The sequence below is a fragment of the Vibrio sp. N418 genome (assembly GCF_000222565.1).
GTDB lineage: Bacteria > Pseudomonadota > Gammaproteobacteria > Enterobacterales > Vibrionaceae > Vibrio > Vibrio scophthalmi.
Genome location: NZ_AFWD01000036.1, coordinates 1 through 19,936, shown reverse-complemented (window position 1 = coordinate 19,936; position 19,936 = coordinate 1). Strand labels below are relative to the sequence as shown.

The 19,936-nt window shown below is 44.7% G+C and carries 19 protein-coding genes; 5 read left to right on the top strand and 14 right to left on the bottom strand.

The window, feature by feature from the left end; all coding sequences use genetic code 11:
* Positions 1–21 precede the first annotated feature (21 nt).
* The 5 genes from fkpB to murJ form a co-directional block, all read right to left on the bottom strand.
* The gene (gene fkpB / locus RH86_RS06615; protein ID WP_009385655.1) at positions 22–453 is read right to left on the bottom strand and encodes an FKBP-type peptidyl-prolyl cis-trans isomerase; all 432 of its coding nucleotides are present in this window, start codon (positions 451–453) and stop codon (positions 22–24) included.
* 125 nt (positions 454–578) lie between these two features.
* Positions 579–1,085 carry a signal peptidase II gene (gene lspA, locus RH86_RS06610; RefSeq protein WP_005596142.1) on the bottom strand — a complete coding sequence of 169 codons (507 nt, stop codon included), beginning with the start codon at positions 1,083–1,085 and terminating at the stop codon, positions 579–581.
* 102 nt (positions 1,086–1,187) lie between these two features.
* Positions 1,188–4,028, bottom strand: coding sequence for an isoleucine--tRNA ligase (ileS, locus tag RH86_RS06605; protein WP_009385654.1), 2,841 nt, complete (start codon positions 4,026–4,028; stop codon positions 1,188–1,190).
* A 64-nt stretch (positions 4,029–4,092) separates the two neighbouring features.
* A complete protein-coding gene (ribF, locus tag RH86_RS06600) occupies positions 4,093–5,028 on the bottom strand; it encodes a bifunctional riboflavin kinase/FAD synthetase (RefSeq protein WP_009385653.1) in 936 nt (311 codons plus the stop codon).
* Between the two features lie 65 nt (positions 5,029–5,093).
* Positions 5,094–6,656: a murein biosynthesis integral membrane protein MurJ gene (gene murJ / locus RH86_RS06595; RefSeq protein ID WP_009385652.1), complete on the bottom strand. Its 1,563-nt coding sequence runs from the start codon at positions 6,654–6,656 to the stop codon at positions 5,094–5,096.
* A gap of 259 nt (positions 6,657–6,915) precedes the next feature.
* On the opposite strand from murJ, the gene rpsT reads away from it, so the two are divergent.
* The gene (gene rpsT / locus RH86_RS06590; protein WP_005596135.1) at positions 6,916–7,176 is read left to right on the top strand and encodes a 30S ribosomal protein S20; all 261 of its coding nucleotides are present in this window, start codon (positions 6,916–6,918) and stop codon (positions 7,174–7,176) included.
* Between the two features lie 94 nt (positions 7,177–7,270).
* On the opposite strand, the gene RH86_RS06585 is transcribed toward rpsT, so the two are convergent.
* Positions 7,271–7,567, bottom strand: coding sequence for an ArsR/SmtB family transcription factor (locus RH86_RS06585; protein WP_009385651.1), 297 nt, complete (start codon positions 7,565–7,567; stop codon positions 7,271–7,273).
* A 118-nt stretch (positions 7,568–7,685) separates the two neighbouring features.
* Entirely contained in the window at positions 7,686–8,576 is an 891-nt protein-coding gene (gene nhaR / locus RH86_RS06580) for a transcriptional activator NhaR (RefSeq protein WP_005596132.1), read from the bottom strand.
* A gap of 425 nt (positions 8,577–9,001) precedes the next feature.
* Here nhaR and RH86_RS06575 point away from each other — a divergent pair, with 425 nt between their 5' ends.
* The gene (locus RH86_RS06575; protein WP_038219376.1) at positions 9,002–10,147 is read left to right on the top strand and encodes a Na/Pi symporter; all 1,146 of its coding nucleotides are present in this window, start codon (positions 9,002–9,004) and stop codon (positions 10,145–10,147) included.
* Between the two features lie 92 nt (positions 10,148–10,239).
* Positions 10,240–10,650 (top strand): hypothetical protein, encoded by a 411-nt coding sequence (locus tag RH86_RS06570; protein WP_009385649.1) that lies wholly within the window; start codon positions 10,240–10,242, stop codon positions 10,648–10,650.
* Positions 10,651–10,944: 294 nt separating this feature from the next.
* Here RH86_RS06570 and RH86_RS06565 read toward each other — a convergent pair whose 3' ends face one another.
* Genes RH86_RS06565 through rppH form a run of 5 tightly spaced genes read right to left on the bottom strand, consistent with a single transcriptional unit; the run spans position 10,945 to position 16,241 of the window.
* Positions 10,945–11,796, bottom strand: a complete 852-nt coding sequence (locus RH86_RS06565) for a thymidylate synthase (protein ID WP_005596129.1) — start codon at positions 11,794–11,796, stop codon at positions 10,945–10,947.
* Positions 11,797–11,805: 9 nt separating this feature from the next.
* A complete protein-coding gene (gene lgt, locus RH86_RS06560; protein ID WP_005596128.1) occupies positions 11,806–12,630 on the bottom strand; it encodes a prolipoprotein diacylglyceryl transferase in 825 nt (274 codons plus the stop codon).
* Positions 12,631–12,672: 42 nt separating this feature from the next.
* Entirely contained in the window at positions 12,673–13,464 is a 792-nt protein-coding gene (locus tag RH86_RS06555) for a sulfite exporter TauE/SafE family protein (protein ID WP_038219369.1), read from the bottom strand.
* 9 nt (positions 13,465–13,473) lie between these two features.
* Positions 13,474–15,720 (bottom strand): phosphoenolpyruvate--protein phosphotransferase, encoded by a 2,247-nt coding sequence (gene ptsP / locus RH86_RS06550; protein WP_005596125.1) that lies wholly within the window; start codon positions 15,718–15,720, stop codon positions 13,474–13,476.
* Between the two features lie 2 nt (positions 15,721–15,722).
* The gene (gene rppH, locus RH86_RS06545; RefSeq protein ID WP_005596124.1) at positions 15,723–16,241 is read right to left on the bottom strand and encodes an RNA pyrophosphohydrolase; all 519 of its coding nucleotides are present in this window, start codon (positions 16,239–16,241) and stop codon (positions 15,723–15,725) included.
* 618 nt (positions 16,242–16,859) lie between these two features.
* On the opposite strand from rppH, the gene mutH reads away from it, so the two are divergent.
* Positions 16,860–17,525: a DNA mismatch repair endonuclease MutH gene (gene mutH / locus RH86_RS06540; RefSeq protein WP_005596122.1), complete on the top strand. Its 666-nt coding sequence runs from the start codon at positions 16,860–16,862 to the stop codon at positions 17,523–17,525.
* A 21-nt stretch (positions 17,526–17,546) separates the two neighbouring features.
* On the opposite strand, the gene RH86_RS06535 is transcribed toward mutH, so the two are convergent.
* Complete coding sequence (locus tag RH86_RS06535) at positions 17,547–17,858, bottom strand: DUF6482 family protein (RefSeq protein WP_009385647.1); 312 nt, start codon at positions 17,856–17,858, stop codon at positions 17,547–17,549.
* Positions 17,859–18,076: 218 nt separating this feature from the next.
* Between RH86_RS06535 and RH86_RS06530 the strand changes: the two genes are divergently transcribed.
* Complete coding sequence (locus tag RH86_RS06530; RefSeq protein WP_009385646.1) at positions 18,077–19,111, top strand: NADP(H)-dependent aldo-keto reductase; 1,035 nt, start codon at positions 18,077–18,079, stop codon at positions 19,109–19,111.
* Between the two features lie 40 nt (positions 19,112–19,151).
* On the opposite strand, the gene RH86_RS06525 is transcribed toward RH86_RS06530, so the two are convergent.
* Positions 19,152–19,403, bottom strand: a complete 252-nt coding sequence (locus tag RH86_RS06525; protein ID WP_009385645.1) for a hypothetical protein — start codon at positions 19,401–19,403, stop codon at positions 19,152–19,154.
* Positions 19,404–19,936: the final 533 nt, after the last annotated feature.

Sequence of the window (19,936 nt, the reverse complement as noted above, 5' to 3'; positions counted from 1 at the left end):
AATTGTTATCTTCTTGGGGCGTTATTCTACTGACAAAATTTCGACTTCAAAAGTCACATCTTGTCCTGCTAAGGGGTGATTAAAGTCAACGGTGACCGAATCGCCAGCGATATCGGTAATAATACCAGGGATTTCCATCCCATCGCGGCCACTAAACGCCATTATTGTTCCCACTTCCACTTCAGCATCACCAACAAATTTGCTGCGATCCATGTAGTGAATATTATCTGGATTTGGCATACCAAAAGCATCAGCAGCGGGTAAATCTATCGCTTTTTTATCGCCCGTTTGTAAGCCAAATAAACACTGCTCAAAACTCTCACTCAAGCTACCATCACCAATGACTAACTTAGCCGGCTTGCCCATATTGTAAGTGCTGTCGGCTACTGAGCCATCTTTCATTTTAATCGTAAAGTGCAATGTTACTGCCGATTGTTGAGCGATTATCGTCACGAGACTGCTTCCTTGTCATTGTTATGCTGCGAAGGGGAATACTTCAAAACAAATAGAGACGTCTATTAAATGAAAAAGCGCCGTCCAAATCAACAGACAGCGCTTAGGGTTATTCAATATTTGCTCTATTGAGCGGTTTGTTTATCTTTGTTGCGAAAGCCATCAAGAATAATCATCGCCGCGCCAATACAAATTGTGCTATCAGCAAGATTAAAAGCGGGCCAATGATAATCACCCCAGAAGAAATCAAGATAATCGACCACAAAACCATGCACGATACGATCGAACACATTACCGACTGCGCCACCAATGATCATCGCGTAAGCAATATTGTTCCATTTCTCTTTCGCGGGGAGTTTGCTCATCCAGTACGTCAGCATCGCGGTCACAACAAAGGCGATCGCGGTAAAGAACCAGCGCTGCCATCCAGCTTGATCGCTTAGAAAACTAAAAGCCGCACCGTAATTATGGACATAGAGAAAATTAAAGAAAGGCAACACCTCAACTCGATTTGCCCAGCCATAACCCATGTTATCCATAACAAACAACTTGATAGCAATGTCTGCCACAAAGATTACGACAGCAAGCCAAAGCCAACGTACGCCTGATTGTTTTAGTGGAATGTTACTCATTAAAGTTCCTATAAAATCATGAACGAGACACTACAGTTAAAAATAACCCCAGCAAATACTGGGGCTATAAATTTCTAATAAAGTTCAATCGCTAAAGCGAGATTACGCAAACTTACGTACTTCGCCTTCACCATCAACGTTGGTCACACAGCGACCACAAATGGTCTCGTGTCCTGCGATAGTGCCCACGTCAGCAGTGTGGTGCCAACAACGGTCACACTTCTCGCCTTCTGAAGCTGCAACTTCAACCAATAGGCCTTCGATGTCCGTTTCTTTCGCCGCTTCTGTCTTCTCAGATAGAGGTTTAACAGCCGCTTTTGACGTTAGTAGAACAAAACGTAGTTCATCTTCTAGCTTATTGATCTTCGCCGCTAGCGCTTCATCAGCAAACAGAGTGATCTCAGCTTGTAGTGCGCCACCAATCACTTTCTCGCTACGTGCAGCTTCTAGAAGCTTGTTCACGCTACCACGAACCGCTTGGATTTCTGCCCAGAATTCGTTGTTCAGCTCTTCGTTTTCAGTGAGACCGAATAGACCATCGAACCATTCGCCAGTGAAGACAAACTTATCGCGTTGACCTGGCATTTCATTCCAGATTTCATCCGCGGTGAACGACATGATTGGTGCCATCCAACGAACAAGTGCTTCTACGATGTAGTAAAGCGCAGTTTGACAGCTACGTTGGGCGTGACCACCACGTTTCGCTGTGTACTGACGGTCTTTAATTACGTCTAGGTAGAATGAACCCATTTCGATTGAACAGAATTGCATTAGACGCTGAGTTACACCATGTGTGTTGTACTCTTCGTATGCTTTCACAATCTCTTCTTGAGCCGCTAGAGCACGACCTACTGCCCAACGATCCAATGCCACCATTTCTTCAGCGGGTACTAGATCGGTTTCTGGGTTGAAACCGTTTAGGTTTGCTAGGAAGAAACGTGCTGTGTTACGGATACGACGGTACGCATCTGCAGAACGTTTTAGGATTTCATCAGAAACCGCAACTTCGCCAGTGTAGTCAGTTGAAGCAACCCATAGACGTAGAATGTCTGCGCCTAGTTTGTTGGTCACATCTTTTGGTGCCACAACGTTACCGATAGATTTAGACATCTTACGGCCGTGACCATCAACCACGAAGCCGTGCGTTAGTACTTGTTTGTACGGTGCAACGTCTTTCATCGCGATAGATGAAATTAGAGAAGATTGGAACCAACCACGGTGTTGGTCAGAACCTTCTAGGTAAAGATCCGCACTGTGGCCATTGAACTCTTCACGAGCATCAACAACGGCATAGTGTGTTACACCTGAGTCAAACCATACGTCTAGTGTATCAAGCACTTTTTCGTAGTTTGCAGCGTCATCAGCGCCCATCAGTTCAGCAGCATCAACATCCCACCAAGCTTGAATGCCTTTTTCTTCCACTAGCTGTGCTACTTTTTCAATTAGCTCTAGTGAATTAGGGTGTAGCTCTGCGGTCTCTTTATGAACGAATAGAGCAATTGGCACACCCCAAGTACGTTGACGAGAGATACACCACTCAGGACGACCTTCAATCATACCTTCGATACGGCTTTGGCCCCATTCAGGCATCCACTGAACACCTTTGATTGACTCTAGTGCTTTTGCACGTAGGCCAGCTTGATCCATTGAAATGAACCATTGTGGTGTTGCACGGAAGATGATTGGCGTTTTATGGCGCCAGCAGTGTGGGTAGCTGTGCTCGTAAGCGTGGTGATGCAGTAGCGCGCCTTTTTCTTTAAGCACTTCAAGCACTGAATCGTTTGCTTTGAAAACGTGTTGACCAGCAAATAGCGGAGTATCTGGTAGGTAAACGCCGTTTGAACCCACTGGGTTTGCCACTTCTAGACCGTACTTTTGACCAACCACGAAGTCTTCTTGGCCGTGGCCAGGTGCAGTATGAACCACGCCCGTACCTGATTCAGTCGTTACGTGATCGCCAAGGATCGCTGGAACGGTAAAATCGTAGAATGGGTGGTTGAATTGTAGCAACTCAAGATCAGCACCTTTCGCAAAACCAAGGTTATGGAAATGCTCGATACCAGCACGATCCATTGCATCTTTCGCCAGCTCAGAAGCGACGATGATACGTTGCGCTGGCTGTTCGCCATTCGCTTCAACTTGAATCAGTGCGTACTCTAGATCGTCACGTAGACATACTGCGCGGTTTGCTGGCAGAGTCCATGGCGTGGTTGTCCAGATAACGATTGAAAGCTCACCTTCACCAGCATGACCATCCGCTAGTGCAAACTTAGCCAGTACAGCCGCTTCATCCGTCGCTGCAAATTTCACATCAATAGATGGTGATACTTTATCTTTGTACTCTACTTCTGCTTCAGCCAATGCTGAACCACAGTCTGTACACCAGTGAACAGGTTTGAAACCTTTTAGTAGATGGCCTTTATCAGCAATCTTACCTAATGCGCGAATGATGTTTGCTTCTGTAGCAAAATCCATCGTGCGGTATGGTTTGTCCCACTCGCCCATGATACCAAGACGTTTGAAGCTCTCTTTTTGACCTTCAACTTGACCGGCTGCATATTCGCGACATTTTTCACGGAATTCTGCTGCCGTTACTTTTTGGCCTGGTTTGCCGACTTTCTTTTCTACCATCAATTCGATAGGTAGACCGTGACAGTCCCAACCTGGAACGTACGGCGCATCAAAACCCGAAAGCGTTTTGGATTTAATAATAATGTCTTTAAGAATCTTGTTTAGCGCGTGGCCAATGTGAATATCACCGTTAGCGTATGGAGGGCCATCGTGTAATACGAAAGATTTTTTGCCTTTCTTCGCTTTACGGATTTCACCGTAAAGATCTTCTTTATACCAACGCTCAAGCATTTCTGGCTCACGATTGGCCAGATTACCACGCATTGGGAACCCTGTATCAGGTAGGTTCAGGGTATCTTTATACTCACTCATCGATTCTTAATTCCGTTGTATTGGGCGAAAGTTAGACATTATGGTTAACGGTGGAATAAACCGATTAACGCTTAAACTGACGCAGCCACACCCTTGCTGCCTCAGCATCCAATTCAATTTGCTGTTTTAAAGCATCGAATGACTCAAATTTATGTTCATCACGAAGCTTTTGCAAAAGTACTATTTCTAGTTGTTTGCCATATAAATTGGCCTGGAAGTCAAATAAGTGTACTTCCAGTTGCTGACGAACGCCATTGACTGTTGGTCTTTGGCCAATATTCGCCACCCCTCCTATCGCTTGTTCACCAAGCCCTAACGCCTGTACAACATACACACCTGAAACAGGTGAGACACAACGTTTTAGAGGGATATTTGCCGTAGGAAAACCGATCGTTCTCCCCAGCTTGCGGCCATGTGAAACACGGCCACTAATACTGTAATCACGCCCCAACATTTGTGCGGCGGCTGGTAAATCATCTTGCGCGAGGGCATTGCGAATTGCAGTACTGCTGACACGCAGTTGCTGCAAACAAAAACTCTGCGTACTGACGACTTCAAAGCCGTAGCGTTTTCCGGCTTGTTGCAGCATCGCAAAGTCACCTTTGCGGCCACGGCCGAAACAAAAATCATCACCAATGACGAGAAACTTAACACCCAATCGCTTGACCAACAAGTCAGTAATAAATTCATCTGCCGTTAAGCTGGCAAAATAAGTATTAAAACTAACGCAGAGCAAACGGTCGATATCCAACTTATTCAGTTGAACAAACTTGTCTCTCAATCGAGTTAAACGCGCCGGCGCTTTGTCTTTGGCAAACAATTCCAAAGGCTGAGGTTCAAACGTCATCACCATTGAAGGTAGATCTAACGCCTTGGCTTGCAGGGAGACTTGTTCAAGTACTGCCTGATGACCAAGATGGACGCCATCAAAGTTTCCTATGGTAAGCACACACCCTTGATGGTGTGGCTGAATGTTGTGAATGCCTCGAATCAATTCCATTGGGAGTTGCTTACTGCCTTTTAATTTGCACGACGTGAAACCGACGGATTATATACCAAGCGCAGCTACTCTGTCGCTGCTTTTAAATCTTTAAGGCGCACGCCTAATACCAGTAGACAAACCAGATAAACTACCGCACCTAGGCCGATCAACATGGTTAGCACCATCACTCGTTCAACAAAGCTCCATGCTAGCCAAACATCGATTTCTTCTAGTTGCCACACAATCGCCGCCACCATTGCACCACCAGCAATCACCAAACGAGCGATGAAAAATAAGGTTTTCTTGCTGATCTGATAAACACCTTGCAGATGTAGTCCTCTATATAGCAACGCCATGTTGACCAAGGCTGACAGAGCCGTTGCCATCGCAAGTCCTACGTAACCATAGAAATAAGCAAAAATCGCGTTAAACACCATATTGGTGCTCATTGCGATAATGCCGTATTTCACTGGCGTCTTGGTATCTTGTCGCGAGTAATAGCCAGGCGCTAACACCTTAATCAACATAAAGTTTAAAAGCCCCGAGGCATAGGCAAACAATGAGAGTGATGCTTGCTGAACATCATGGGGAGAAAATTCGCCTCGCATGAATAGCACCATCAGCATCGGTTTTGCCAGCACCATTAAACCTAGCATAGCGGGTAAACCCAGTAAGATAACCATGCGCACCCCCCAATCCATGGTGCTAGCAAAGCCTTCGCTGTGCGCATCAACGTGTTTACGGGATAAAGCAGGTAAGATTACCGTCGCAATCGCGATACCAAATAGGCCTAATGGAAACTCCAGTAAGCGATCAGAATAGTACAGCCAACTGATTGAACCGGTTTGTAAGAAGCTGGCAATAAACGTATCAAGCAGTAAGTTAATTTGGCTAACCGAAACGCCAAATAACGCTGGAATCATCAGAGTACGTATTTTCACTACACCCGGGTCGCGCCACCCCCATTGAGGTTTCACCATCACACCCGCTTTAATTAGAAACGGAATTTGAAACAGGAACTGTACTAAACCGCCCAGAAAGACCCCAATCGCCAAACCAATCTCAGGCTGCGACAACTGCGGAGCGATAAACCAAGCGGAAAAAATGATCATTACGTTTAGGAAAACTGGCGTAAATGACGAGACAGCAAATTTACCTAAGGTGTTGAGTATCGCTCCAGAGAGTGCGACAAAAGTGATGAACCATAAATAAGGAAAGGTAATTTTGAGCATGAAGCTCGCCAACTCAAACTTTTCAGCAGAAGGACCACCGTTAAGCCAATCTAAAAACCAGCCAAAGCCAAATAAAGCAGTGACAACGCCAGAACCTAAAACCCCCAGCAACGTCACAATAGAGACAATTACACCAAGTGTCCCCGCCGCCCGAGCAATGAGTTGACGGGTTTTATCCATATCGCCTTGGGCGTAGTTTTCAGTTAATACCGGTACAAAGGCCTGTGAAAAAGCCCCTTCCGCAAACAAACGACGCAGGAAGTTCGGGATTTTATTGGCAAAGAAAAACACATCGGCACTCGCCCCTGCGCCCATTAAATTGGCAACGACCACATCGCGGACTAAACCAAGCACACGAGAAATTAAAGTCATCGCGCTGACGATCATGCCAGACTTGAGTAGACGTTTACTCACAAACACCTCAAAAATATGCAATACTTGGTTAATCTGACCTAATAGATGAAGGAAAGTCGGATTCAAGGCAGATAAGTATTAGCATTGAAAAAAAAATACTGATAGAATCCCCGCCATCTTAACCGTGATGACTCGTTGAATCCAAAATTTGTTTTGGCTGAGACTGGTTTTTGCACAAATCAATTGACATTTCGGCGCAAATAAGGGATATTCCCTGCCCTTAAATTGTCACCGAACTAAGTTTTTGGGAGTTAGACCCTTGGCAAATAGTAAATCTGCTAAGAAGCGCGCTATCCAAGCTGAGAAACGTCGCCAGCACAACGCTAGCCGTCGTTCTATGATGCGCACTTACATGAAGAAAACTGTTGCTGCTATCGAAGCAGGCGACAAAGAAGCTGCAACTGCTGCATTTGCATCAGTTACACCAATCCTAGACCGTATGGCGACTAAAGGCCTTATTCATAAGAATAAAGCTGCTCGTCACAAGTCTCGTTTTGTTGCTGCGATCAAAGCTCTTTAATTAGAACTCTGATTCCCAGTGAAGAAAAACCGGCTCTCGCCGGTTTTTTTATATCTAAAATTTGGTTGTTATGACCGTTTCCGTGACTATCCACTTAATCGCGACAATAAATATTGTGCAATAGTTCGATCATCGCCTTCACTTCTTTGCTGCTTAACGTGTAATAGACGGTCTGCGCTTCTTTACGTGTATTGACTAACCCATCACGACGTAACCACGCCAAATGCTGAGATAACGCTGATTGGCTCAATGCCAATTTATTACACAGCTCACCCACCGACATTTCCTGATTATGCAACATGCAGAGGATCTGTAAACGCCGTTCATTCGCCATGGCTTTTAATAACACCACCGCTTGGGTAGAGTTTTTTTCCATCTCTTGCACATTCATCAGGTACTACTCCTTGGAACAGCAAAACTTCTCACAAGAGGTTTTGGGTAAATTAGACTAAATTATCAATTAGATGTCTCAATGATGTTAATCGATCTCGTTTGCTGAGTAAAAGCGATCAATTAAATAGAGTGCTAAAATCCGCATCACATACGTTTTTTACCGCAGGGTGTTGAATCATTCTCTCTGCAAATATGACGTAGTACTCTTCTTTGAGCTCATCGATGTGGCCAATTAACTGTAATGGAATGTCATCGCCCACTTCTGTCATATATAAAGATGGCGCTAAAAAAATCACATCTTTGTGGTAACGAGCAAAAGCCTTCATTAAGGCAACATCATCAAACTCACCTAACACATTAGGCTGAATACCTTGCCTATCAAACCACTCTATGACTTTACGCCCCATCGCGGTGCGACTACCGGGGATCAAAAGCTTACGCTGTTCTAAGATGGCAGGAAACGACAAGTCATCAACATTGCCGGAGCAGAAAAAGCTCATGCGGCTTTCACCAAGTTTTTTACTAAACAAACCGGGGCTCTGGCCAGAATCCACCGGGCAATCCGATAAAATCATATCCAACTTATGCTGCGCGAGTTGTTCCAATAGCATTTCGTGAGTCGATTCAAAACAGCGTAAATGGATGCTGTTATCGCTTGGCACTGTCGTCATTAAAATTTTACTGACGAGCCGTTTTGACAATGCATCTGCGACACCGACATCAAATAAAATGTTTGAGTGCTGGCTGTAATTGACAATATCCAGCATTTCATAACTAAGCCCGAACATACGATCGGCATACTTAAAAACCAATTGCCCCAACTCTGTTGGTTCAACACTGCGGCCATTGCGCTTAGTTAACTTTCCATCCAAGCGTTCTTCGAGCGCTTTGATTTGCCCAGTGACTGTCTGCGGGGTAAGGAAAAGAGCCTCCGCCGCTTTCGTCACTGAGCCTTGCTTGCAGACCATCCAAAAATAGTACACATGGTTATAGTTTAAATGGGACATAAGACTTCTTTCGCACTCAATTCGGTAATGATATCTCTGCTTTAGATTATCGCAGCTGTAAAAAATGACAACAATAACTCGCTATATACGAACAATCTCAGACATTTTGAAAGTTTTTCCGAATCCAAAAAAGCATTTATGACAGCGCACTGTCATAAAACAGCTGATAAAAATGGCTTTAAACGCTTTTTTTGATAATTTTTGCGACTTGCACAACATTTAGACGAGCCAATTAAAAGACAATACAAACAACAACTTAATAAGAACTTATTTCCTTAAAAACATAGAACACCACCTATACATCATAAAATTCGATTTGTTACATCGAACTGTAATATTACTGAAATATTTCCACTCTAGTATCGCCCTCAGATTAAACATACAGACCAAAACGAAGATTCTAACGGTCAATGGAGAAAATTATGATGAACCAAGCTACTTCTACAGCAGCACCAATTTCGAGCACTACTCGCTGGTTACGCTGGGCTAACTTGGCATTCATGTTGTACTTACTACTGCTTGCAGTTTCTATGGTAGGTACAGGTTTTAAATGGTCAGTCGGTGATCAAGCGAAGGTTCTATTTGAATTTGCTTCGCACCCAGTCGCTGGCTTAATGATTGGTCTTGTTGCTACGGCACTGATTCAATCATCAAGTACCGTTACTTCTATTATCGTCGGCCTTGTAGCTGGTGGTTTACCTGTAGAGACAGCAATCCCTATGGTTATGGGTGCCAATATCGGTACAACTGTAACAAATACTCTTGTGTCTCTTGGTCATATGCGTTGTAAAGAAGAGTTCCGCCGTGCGTTTGCTAGTGCAACCATTCACGACTTCTTCAACCTATTGGCAGTATCTATTTTCCTACCACTTGAGATGATGTTCGGTATTCTGGACAAGATTTCTCATTGGTTAGTATCGCCACTGCTAGCAACTGGTGATATGAGCATGGGCGGTTTTGACTTTATCAAGCCAATCACTAAGCCAGTGATCACCGCTATCCAAGGTCCTCTAGGTTCATTTGGTAACACGGTTGGCGGCGTAATGCTAATCGTACTAGGTATCGCGACTATCTTCCTAGCTATCACCGTAATGGGTAAGCTAATGAAAGGCCTAATGGTTGGTCGTGCTCGTGACATTTTGAAGAACGCGATTGGTCGTGGCCCTATCCACGGTATCGTTTCAGGTTCAATCGTAACAGTGTTGGTTCAGTCATCTTCTACAACAACAAGCCTAATGGTTCCACTAGTAGGTACTGGTGTGTTGAAAGTACGTGATGTTTACCCATTCACTCTAGGTGCGAACATCGGTACGTGTATTACCGCTCTACTGGCAGCAACAGCAGTTTCAGGTGAGTTTGCAGTATTCGCACTACAGATTGCTCTGGTACACTTAGTATTCAACCTACTAGCAACAGTATTCATCTTTGGTATCCCGTTCCTACGTGAGATTCCGGTGAAATGTGCTGAATGGCTTGCTGATATGGCAATCAAAAACAAAGCAGTTGTAGCCGCATACTTACTATTCGTATTCATCGTGCTACCAGGTTCAATCCTAGCGCTGACTGTATAATAAAACGTTCCACACCTTTGCTTGCTAAGCCCCCGTCGAAAGTCGGGGGCTTTTTTTCGTCTTAAGAGTGAAAAGGAATCGAGAATCTAGAGATGAGAATCGAGAAAAGAGCAGGAGCGCTCTGCTGCGAGAAGCGAGAAACTGAAAAGAGCGCCGAGAATCTAGAGAGCAGAATCGAGAAAAGAGCAGGAGCGCTCTGCTGCGAGAAGCGAGAGACTGAAAAGAGCGCCGAGAATCTAGAGATGAGAACCGAGAAAAGAGCAGAAACGCTTTGCTACGAGAAGCGAGAAACTGAAAAGAGTGCCGAGAGTCTAGAGAGCAGAATCGAGAAAAGAGCAGGAACGCTTTGCTGCGAGAAGCGAGAAACTGAAAGGAGCGCCGAGAATCTAGAGAGCAGAATCGAGACAAAAGCAGAAGTGCTCTGCTGCGAGAAGCGAGAAACTGAAAGGAGCGCCGAGAGTCTAGAGAGCAGAATCGGGAAAGGCAACTGGATCGGTAATTGATGGTTTTATCGCATCCAACAAACCAAAGGCTGGATTCCCTATCCTGTGCTGGCGTACTGTCAGGAATGACATCAGCACGCTTCATCGTGGTAAAAATCGGCTACCTATAATCTCAAGAGATGAAGTCGAGTCCCCATCTCGATTTGCAACCTCTCGATTTGCAACCTCTCGATTCCCAACTCTCTACTTCTCGACTCTCCACTTCTCAACTCTCGATTCTGCTCCCCCCCACCTTCTGCAAGGCAAAAAAAAGGCTGACACTCGGTCAGCCTTCTCTCATAACGCTCTTGGGAGTTAAACCGAGAACGGGAATTTAATTGCTTCGTGTGACTCGTAGCCTTCGACCCAAAAGTCATCCAAGGTTACCCACGTTTCTAAATCTTCCAATGACTTAATTTCTGGGTTGATATGGAAAGTCGCTGGTGCAAGCGGTTCACGCTTTAACTGCACATCACGCATCAGCTCTAACTGGTCTTCGTAAATATGGGCATTCACAATCTTATGGTAAGCCACACCCGCCTTTTTGCCGGTGATTTGCGCCATAATCGCGAGAAAGACATAAACCTGAACCATATTGAAGTTCAAGCCAAGAGGTACATCACATGAACGCTGCGTGCTGTTGAGATACAGAGTATCACCGAGCAGTGAAAAATGGTGGCTGTACATACACGGACGCAGACAGCCCATATGGAACTCACCTGGGTTATAGAAATTCAAAATTTCACCACGGTCATCCACGCCACGTGTTAGATCATCAACAATCTTACGCAATTGATCGATATGACCACCATCTGGTTTCGCCCACGCACGGCCTTGTACACCGTAGACGCGGCCCATATCATCTTCACCTTTACGGTATGGGTTATTAAGCCAAGCGTCGTTCAAGTTTGCGTTGGCATCCCATGTTTTGGTGCCTAGCTGACGAAAATCTTCAGCATTGTCGTAACCACGAATGTAGCCAAGCAGCTCAGCAACCGCTGATTTCCAAAAGCTCTTACGCGTCGTCACTAACGGGAATTGGTTGTTAGCCACATCGTAAGTCAAATCGGCATTAATCACCGTAAGGCAACGCTTGCCCGTACGTTCATTTGCTACCCACTCACCATGGTCAACGATTCGCTGACAGAGATCTAAATACTGTTTCACACCAATTCCTTACTTCGCGTTCTGTTGAGGGAGTTCATCTTTGTAGTGACCACGTTTGTATGCCCAAACCATCAGGGATACACCAATCACAATCATCGGCGTCGATAGAATTTGTCCCATAGAGATAAATCCACCAAACAAGCCTAGCTGTGCGTCGGGCTCACGTACATACTCGACTAAGAAGCGGAATGTACCATAACCCGCAAGGAAGAGTCCTGACACAGATCCAAGTGGGCGTGGCTTTTTGATAAACCAGTTCAAAATAAAGAACAACACGATGCCTTCAAGCGCCATTTCATATAGCTGAGATGGGTGACGAGGAAGCGGTCCGCCATTGGGGAAAACGATCGCCCAAGGCACATCAGTCACGCGGCCCCAAAGCTCACTGTTCATGAAGTTCCCCATGCGTCCCATACCTAAACCAAACGGTACTAATGGCGCGATAAAATCAGCAACACCAAAGAAAGTGCGACCGTTTTTACGTGCATACCAGAACATGGCAGTGATGACACCTAACAAGCCACCGTGGAATGACATACCACCGGTCCACACTTTGAATAGATAAAGTGGGTCTTGCAGAAATAAATCAAAATTATAAAACAGCACGTAGCCAATACGGCCACCAATCACAACCCCTAAAAAACCAGCAAACAGGAGATCAGAAACCTGCTCGCGATTCCAGCCACTCCCCGGCTTATCTGCACGGCGATTCGCCAGCCACAGAGCAAAAGCAAAACCGATCAAATACATCAAGCCATACCAGCGAATAGACAGTGGGCCGATGGAAACTAAAACAGGATCGATATTAGGAAATTCAAAGTATCCCTGAGACATAAACAGATAACTCTTGTAATGATTGATTTAGATGAGATTACGTTATAGCAGCATAGTTCCTGCTACGAACATCAAAAATAGTGCAAATATTTTTTTCAGTACTGTTGTTGGCAGTGAAGTGGCTAACTTAGCACCAACACGTGTGGTCAACATCGACGTTGAAGCAATCGCAGCCAATGCTGGCAAGTAAACATAGCCTAGGCTAAAAGCTGGCAAATTATCCGCACTGTAGCCATTGAGGATGAAGCCTATCATGCCTGAGATAGCAAGAACACAACCGCACACCGATGACGACCCGACGGCCTTGCGCATTTCAACACCATGACGATTAAGAAATGGCACGGTAAGAGAACCACCGCCAATGCCCGCTAGGCTCGAAACCACTCCAATCAGCGAGCCATAAAACGCCGTTAAACCGCTTGCTGGCATGCTTCTTTGTGTGATGCTCTTCATTGACAATAACATCTGTAGCGCTAAGCAAAGCACTATAACGCCAAATACTTTCGGTAGATAATCGGTAGGAATCCATTCAGCGATATTGGCTCCAATGAAGCCACCAATGACGACACCGGGCATCAACCACTTAATGACGAACATATCGACATTGCCCAGTTTTAAATGATTGAGTGCAGATGAGCCGGAAGTCACAATGATGGTCGCGAGGGAGGTTGCAAGCGCAATATTCATTGAAAGTGCAGCATCAATGCCTGCTTGTGGTAACAGAATCAATAAGGCAGGTACGACGATAAGCCCGCCACCAATTCCAAGTAGTCCGGCCATAACGCCAACAAAAGATCCCAAGATTAACATTAGGATCAACAATTCTATCGTCACGCTATACCCTTATTTGTTACCAGCTCGAATAAAGCCAGAGAAGCCTTTCTGCTCGAAAAAATCTTGCATCATAGTATAAATATCTTTGCCGTATGGCTGCATCAGTGCTTTGTCAGCTAACTGTTTTAATTCATCTACTTGTGTATTGCGCAGTAAGTATTTTACCTTGGCCACATTAGAAGTGTTCATACTCAAGCTGCGATAGCCAAGGCCAACCATCAATAATGCGCCAATCGGGTCACCCGCCAACTCACCACAAATACAAACTGGTAGCCGCAACTGTGCACAGCTTTGATGGATATGATTCAACGCCATAATCACCGCAGGATGCATCGACTCATACACATCCGAAACCCGTGAGTTATTGCGATCGACGGCCAACAGGTATTGGGTTAAATCGTTAGTTCCGACGGAGACAAAATCGACTTTATCCGCAATCAATGGCAATAAGTAAAGCATCGATGGCACTTCAATCATAATACCGATGTGTGGTCTAACGATTCGGGGATCAAGCAATGACAGCTCTTGATAGGCTTGTTCAATAAAAACAATCGCATCATCCAGCTCTTGCGCCCCAGAGATCATTGGCAGCAGAATGCTCAGGTTCTGCGTCTCTGCACTCGCCTTCATCATGGCGCGAATTTGCATTAAAAAGATATCGGGATGATCGAGCGTAAAACGGATACCACGCCAGCCTAAAAAGGGATTGTCCTCTTCAATCGGCAAATAAGGTAATGCCTTATCACCGCCGATGTCCAAAGTCCGCATCACTACACGTTTGTCAGGGTAAGTACTTAATACTGAATGATATTGCTGTGTTTGCTCTTCTTCTGAAGGAAACCGATGCTGCAGCAAGAAACTAATTTCGGTGCGATATAAACCTACGCCATCAACGCCTTGGTTAACCGCAATATTGGCATCGGCACTCAAACCTGCGTTGAGTAATATTTCGATTCGTTCGCCATCAGCGGTAAAGGCCGACTCTTCAATACGTTGATTGACCATGTTGGCCAATTCACGCTCTTCGTTGGCTAAAGCGCGGTATTCTTTTAATAATTGGCGACTTGGCGAGACTAAAATCTTGCCACTATAACCATCGACAATGCCTTTTTTACCATTAATGCTATCGAGGTTAAGGTTAACGCCCATCACGGCAGGAATGCCTAATGCGCGCGATAAAATGGCGGCGTGAGAATTAGCAGCGCCTTCGAGTGAAATCACCGCCAGTAACTTGTCTTTGGGAATAGAAGCAATCAGCGACGCGGTCAGTTCACGGACGACAAAAATAACCGGTTGCTCAAATTGATGCTGCTCTTGCTCGGCATTGTGAAGGAAAAACAGCAACCGCTGGCCAAGTTCACGCACATCTTGGGCACGCTCTTTTAAATAGCCATCGGTCATACGAGCAAAACGGTTGGAATACGTTTCAACCACTTGGCGTACCGCCCAGTCAGCGCGATCACCTTCTTGGATCTGTGCCTTAAGATCTTTGCGTAGCATGGGATCATTAAGCAAGTGAGTAAACAGATCAAAAATGGCTAAGGTCTCTTTATTGATTTCGTTATCAAGCTTTTTGCGCATTCTGCGGAAATCACTCAATGCCTCTTCAATCGCGAGCATTAACCACTCTTGTTCACGCTCAATATCAAGCGTAGAAGCCGGACGAACATCAGCGAGTTGCGGCTGTGAGTCATCCCACCAAAATGTGCCGATAGCGACACCAGAAGAAGCTGGTATACCACGAATGGCTTGCTGTTTCTTCTCTAAACGCCACTGACCTTGGGTTTGCGCATGCGCGATGATGACCGCCAACTGCGCCGCCAACGTGACAAGGAAAGACTCTTCCATTTCATCGAACTGACGGGGTGCCTTCTGCTGCACAACCAGCACGCCCAGCACTTGTTTTCGATAAATGATTGGCGTACCGAGAAAGCTCTGATAAACCTTTTCACCTAGCTGAGAGAAGTATTTGTAGTTAGGGTGTTTTGATGCTTCAGCAAGGTTAAGTGGCTCGGCACTGCGTTTCACCAGCCCAACCAAACCTTCTTTGAAATGAATGTGGATTTTTTTGCCTTTGAAGCGCAAGCCTTGAGTTGCCATCAACTCAAGGCGCTGCATCTCTTCATTGGCGAGGTAGATGGTGCAACACTCCGTATTCATCGCAAGACACGTTTGTTGAACCAATAGCTCTAACGCGCTATGCACGTTTTCCACTTTGGAAACTTGTTCAACTATGTCCCTTAGTTGAGAAAGCATCGCTAACCTCTTCGCGGTTTACGCTTACCTTTTGCTCGACGTTCTTTAAACGGCATAGCCATGGAAGCAAACTCTTTCATCGCTCGACGATACACATCGCGCTTGAAAGAGACGACTTGACGCACTGGGTACCAGTAACTCACCCAACGCCAACCATCAAACTCAGGGGAATTGCCACGTTGCATATTAATTTTGGACTCTTCACAATCCAAACGCAGCAAAAACCATTTCTGTTTTTGGCCGATACAAACAGGCTTTGAATCCCACCTAACCAATCGCTTTGGTAACTTATATCTTAACCAATGACGACTGGTTGCAACGATTTTGACGTCCTGCTTAGTGAGACCGACCTCTTCATACAATTCACGATACATGGCCTGTTCGGGGTTTTCCCCATCATCAATCCCCCCTTGAGGAAACTGCCATGAATGTTGTCCGTATCGTTTAGCCCAGAAGACCTGACCATGGTTGTTACAGATTACAATTCCCACATTTAAGCGGTAACCATCGCCATCTATCACTGGCCAACCTCTAATAAAATCTTTAATTACCGCGATTTTTCCACATATCCCCAAACGGAGCAAACTTACTAGTGTGACTAACACAGAAATTATCGCCGAATATCACCAAACTGGATAACTATTCGTCAGTTCTGCGGTTATTCACACACTAATGAGACATAGACCACATTTATTCACCTTTTCTGTGTATAACTATGTGAAAAAGCGATCAACAAACATTTCCGTTGAAATAACACCTTGTTTGCGCAACAACATCCACATCAGAAATTACAAACAAAACCAATTAAAAACAAAAACTTAAACACAACAATTCATAAGTCGTTATTCAAAAATCGGTGATTATTAATATCAAGCAATAGAACGGTCAAAGATCAACCAACTGCATGTTTATCCACACACAGAGCAAAACGAATTAGGATTACCACAGAAAATCAAGCGTTATATGATCATAAAAACCTGTGAATTCATACATATGTCACCAAGATTAATAATTTTTACCATTTGCTTGTGGATAAACACTAAATGATGATCTTTTCGGCAACTCGATGAGATTGATGGCAAGTCGCTATTTTTTTAGATCTCGCTACAATATCGGTAACTCAATCACGATATGACATGATGAAGCCAGAACCTCAATCCGAACAAGAACTGCTCGCACGCGCTCGCGATATTGCCGGGATCACTTTTGCTGAACTTGCCAATGAAGCAAAAATCAAAATACCGGCCGATCTTCGACGAGATAAAGGCTGGGTTGGCCAACTATTAGAATGGCATTTAGGCGCAACCGCAGGAAGTAAGCCTCAACAAGATTTTGAGCAACTCGGTATTGAGCTAAAAACCATTCCGATTGGTTATCACGGAAAGCCACTAGAAACGACCTTTGTTTGTGTCGCACCACTAACAGGCGTGCATGGTTTAACGTGGCAGCAAAGCCATGTTCGCAACAAGTTATCACGGGTACTGTGGGTGCCTGTTGAAGGCGAGCGCGAAATCCCTCTAGCCGAACGTCGAGTAGGCTCTCCGTTAATTTGGTCTCCAAACCAACAAGAAGAGCAGCAACTACAAACTGACTGGGAGGAGTTGATGGAGTTGATTGTCCTCGGCCAAGTTGAAAAAATTACCGCCAAACATGGTGAAGTATTGCAACTCCGTCCCAAAGCGGCCAACAGCAGAGCACTAACGGATGCTTATGGCGCAAGTGGTAAAGTCATCAAAACGTTGCCACGTGGCTTTTATTTACGCACTCAATTTACCGCCAAGATCCTCAGTAATTACTACGCATAAGCCGACATAAATGTTTAGCGCTTAATGCGTCGTTAATGACATTGCAATATCGTGATATAAGGGGCCATCACTGTCGCCAAATTCGTCATAAGTATTGTGCAAGCGCAAAAAAGCACGTTCGACACCTAAACGCAGCAACTCATCTTTCACCTGATCAAGCGACTCAAAATGAATCGGTTCGTTATCCACCAGCACAGGCTCAACCTTATGTTTGTACTCCACCGCGAGTAAATAGCACGATAGGTCAGAACAACTGATAACAAACACCTTCGGTGGCTGATAACTCGATTGATGAAATCCATGAATCCACTTATCTAGTTGCTTACGATGCATAATTCCCCCTACTGTATTTTTCACGGCAGTGAGCTCACTGATTCAAATTGATGTTCATCCGTGAAACAGAGACTCCCTAGATAAGTATAGGAACAGAATTGTCATTTTGTGCTTTAGCCATTTGGCTCAACTTATAAGCTGACTTATATTGAGCTAAAGCGTGAAATGCACAAAACTCAACACACGCCCATGAGCGTTATACAAGACAAGGAAAGCTTATGATCTATCACAAACTGCCGCATTCAAATTTAGAGATCAGCAAGATTTGCTTAGGGAGCATGACTTTTGGAGAACAAAACAGCCAAGCAGATGCCTTTAATCAGCTAGATTACGCGCTAGAGCGTGGGGTGAATTTTATTGATACTGCGGAAATGTATCCGGTGCCACCCAAACAAAATACTCAAGGTGCGACCGAACAATACATTGGCAATTGGTTAGAAAAATCAGGCAAACGTGAAAAAGTGGTGTTAGCCACCAAAGTCGCAGGGCCACGCAATGTGCCTTACATTCGTGATGATATGAAGTTAGACCGTCGTCATATCCATCAAGCTATTGATGATAGTTTGACGCGATTAAAAACCGATTATGTCGATTTATACCAACTGCATTGGCCACAGCGACAAACCAATACTTTTGGTCAACTCAATTACCCTTACCCAGATGAACAGCAAGAAGTCACGTTAATCGAAACCTTAGAAGCCTTGGCGGAACTGATCCGCGATGGCAAAGTACGTTATATCGGTGTTTCTAATGAAACGCCATGGGGAGTGATGAGCTTACTCAAGTTAGCCGAGAAGCATAATCTGCCCCGTATTGTCTCAATCCAAAATCCCTACAACCTGCTAAATCGTAGCTTTGAAGTCGGCTTAGCTGAGATAAGCCACTTTGAAGGCGTCGAACTGCTGGCTTATTCACCTTTGGCATTTGGTTGTTTAAGTGGAAAATATCTCAATGGCCAACGACCTGAAGGTGCACGTTGTTCTGTGTTTGAACGCTTTGTTCGTTACTTTACGCCGCAAGGCATTGCCGCAACTCAAGCGTACGTTGAACTTGCCCGAGATCACGGCCTAGATCCCGCACAAATGGCATTAGCGTTTGTTAATCAGCGTCCATTTGTTGCCGCTAACATCATCGGCGCGACAACAATGGAACAACTGAAAATGAATATTGATAGTGTTTCTATCAAACTAAGTGATGCGATACTCGCGGATATTCAAGCAATTGGGACCACTTACTCCAACCCTTGCCCTTAACTATATCGGGGTGAACCAAATCAAAGGCTCACCCCTTTGCTTACGTCGTTATTCGAGCCGTTAAAATACGACGAAGATGACGGATTCGGCGTTCAGCTTTGACCTTAGGCGCCTCACTGCGGCCGATTGGACGACCGTCTAGATCAAGACCAATATCACGTAGTAGATGCTCATTGTGCCATGGAATTTCATAGGCACTACGACGCACTTTACGCTTCCAAGCTCGCTCTTCACGACGTAAGTCCGCTTTGACTAATACAGTGGCCAGTTTTAGATAGATAGAATGACTCATGGTTTTTCTCCCGTTGGGTATTTTGCTGGGAAAAAGGCCACAAATTTAAAATAGGATATTTGACTATTTAATTAGCTGCCTTGTTTCCGCAGCCAATTAATATTGGTGTACGGATTATCGTTTTGCTTGTTTCGATTTTCGATCACAGCACATGGCTGCCATTGGCGAAAAACCATTCGGTTTACACATGGGATCAATAGAGGCACAAACGGTTTGAATGACATTGAAATGGTTCATTGTGCGCCTCCTAGCAAAGTAATAATCCAATAAATTTGAGGGTATGAGCCTGCAGCTCATGGTTAAATTTTATGCAGATAAGAATAATATTCAACCACCAATTGTTAAAAAAATGAAAAACAATTTTTTTAACTAAAATAAAGTCTTTCTATGTTAAGTGCATAAGATATTCCTCTTAGAAATAACATTCACCCCGTAGATTTGTTTTGTGCATAAAAAAACCAGCTCTGATGAACTGGCTTTATTTTCAATTGGTTAACTATACAGCGTTTAGTAAAAACCGTCACCGTACAGAC